This window comes from Moorena sp. SIO3B2, assembly GCF_010692525.1.
Lineage (GTDB): Bacteria > Cyanobacteriota > Cyanobacteriia > Cyanobacteriales > Coleofasciculaceae > Moorena > Moorena producens.
In genome coordinates, this window is sequence record NZ_JAAHHE010000788.1 from 1 (window position 1) to 1,783 (window position 1,783).

Below are 1,783 nucleotides of genomic sequence, written 5' to 3' on the forward strand. Positions count from 1 at the left end.
GCACGATCACCGAAGCCGTAGGTTTACCCTGTGATCTAGCTATGGTAATGTGTGATCCCGAATGGAAAGTCAAGATGGAGATCGAGATTGTTCTATTTATCCATCGCCCCCATGAAGACTTTTCTGACTTGCTCAGTCGCTGGCGTCATACCCAAGTGTTACTAGACAAAGACTATGAATGGCTAATGCCTCCTGGCTATCAACACATTCTCAGTGATGGCGTCAACCGTATCTATCCTTTGTTTGTGGTTTTTCCAGAGACACCCCAACGGATTCAGCGAGGCTTACTAGGGGCTAGTCTACCATTTGTGGTACAAACGACCGATGGGATTAGTCTGGAACAGGAGGAACAATCCAGCTTAGTTGAAGAGGGTGGGGAGATGGGGAGATGGGGAGATGGGGAGATAGGGAGGTGGGGAGATATTTATTAAGGGTATTTATCAGGAAATTATTTTAATATAGCGTTTTTTAGAGCTATAGACAAGTAAACAGGATTTTTCCCTCTTCCGTTCCCCCCTTATTAAGGGGGGTTAGGGGGGATCCCTTTTCTAACTTCCCTACTCCCGATTCCCGACTCCCGACTCCCTACTCCCTAAAACCGACTATTTCACAAACTGCGGCATGACTTCAGCAGCAGTCAATAGACCATAAATCCCCTTGTGATGTAGGGAAACTCCTGCTTTTAGATAACCAAAGGCGGGACCACAGACATTAGCAGCCATGCTGGTTTCATCACCAAGGGTAAAGGTGTGAGTGGAAATTTTACCCTCAAAGGTGCGACCTGTGATTTGGACATTGGTACTGAGGGGTTTTTTAGGATTGCGGGTATCAACAACACCACCAACAGAAACGCGATCGCGTGAGCAAATCCCTGCTAGTTCCAGCATCACATCATCAGCATGTTCCATATTCTCTAGGCTGATGATGCCATCGGTTTGATCTAATAAGGCTTCGACCTCAGCATCACTCATGGCTTTGGCTCGTTCTACATCGTAACCAGGAAGGTGAGCAATATCTTCTCGAATTGTTGCTCGATAGGCTTCCCAGTTAGCAATCCCTACCCCAAAGGTAATGTTGACACTGTGAATCTCGGCATAGCTTTGAGATGCGATCGCAGCAGCAGCGGTCAATAGTCCTGGAGTAGCACCGCAGCCAGTCATATAGGTAATTCCAGCTGCTTGCAATTCATCTTGCAGTTGCAACAGTTGTTCTACAGCACTAGTGCGCTTGAGAGCATCTACTAACACTCCCTGCCAACCCGATTGAATAAATTGCTTAACCACCGATGCCATAAAGGTATTGGGTAAATTTGGCAGTGCTAGGAAATATCCATCTACTGTCGCGTTTTGGATTAACTCTTCGATACTCTTGCTACTTAAGGTGCCACCTGGTTCTACATAACCCAAGGAACCTTGGGATTGGTAGGTCTGGATACAACGCTCAGGATTTAACCCAGCTGCGTCATACGCATAACCTTTTTGGTCAGCTGCTGCTACCCAAAGCATTTCTCCCTTAGGAGCTAAGACTCTGGTAGCGGCTTGACCTAATCCCCCAAAGCCTAAAACCCCTACTCGTATTCGCTCTAATCCATTGGGATTGGCGGTTTTGGGGTTATTTACACCTCTGACTTGCGTTTCACTCATAACTTTTAGACTGTTTAGCCGAACTTTAATAATTCATACTTCATACTTCATACTTTGCCCAGTCCCCTAGATTCTCTACATTTTGTTAATATCAGCCGTCAGCCGTCAGCCGTCAGCCGTCAGCCGTCAGCCGTCAGCCG

General features: G+C 46.7%; 1 protein-coding gene and 1 pseudogene. One reads left to right on the forward strand and one right to left on the reverse strand.

Features of this window, described 5'->3' with window-relative positions; all coding sequences use genetic code 11:
- Positions 1–431: pseudogene (locus F6K38_RS41045) on the forward strand (hypothetical protein); the annotation flags it as partial.
- 171 nt (positions 432–602) lie between these two features.
- On the opposite strand, the gene bioU reads toward F6K38_RS41045, so the two are convergent.
- Complete coding sequence (gene bioU, locus F6K38_RS41050) at positions 603–1,643, reverse strand: (S)-8-amino-7-oxononanoate synthase BioU (protein WP_287360578.1); 1,041 nt, start codon at positions 1,641–1,643, stop codon at positions 603–605.
- Between the last annotated feature and the right edge of the window lie 140 nt (positions 1,644–1,783).

Excerpts from the sequence above, each read along its gene's own strand:
- bioU (WP_287360578.1), bottom strand. The coding sequence starts at position 1,643 with ATGAGTGAAACGCAAGTCAGAGGTGTAAATAACCCCAAAACCGCCAAT.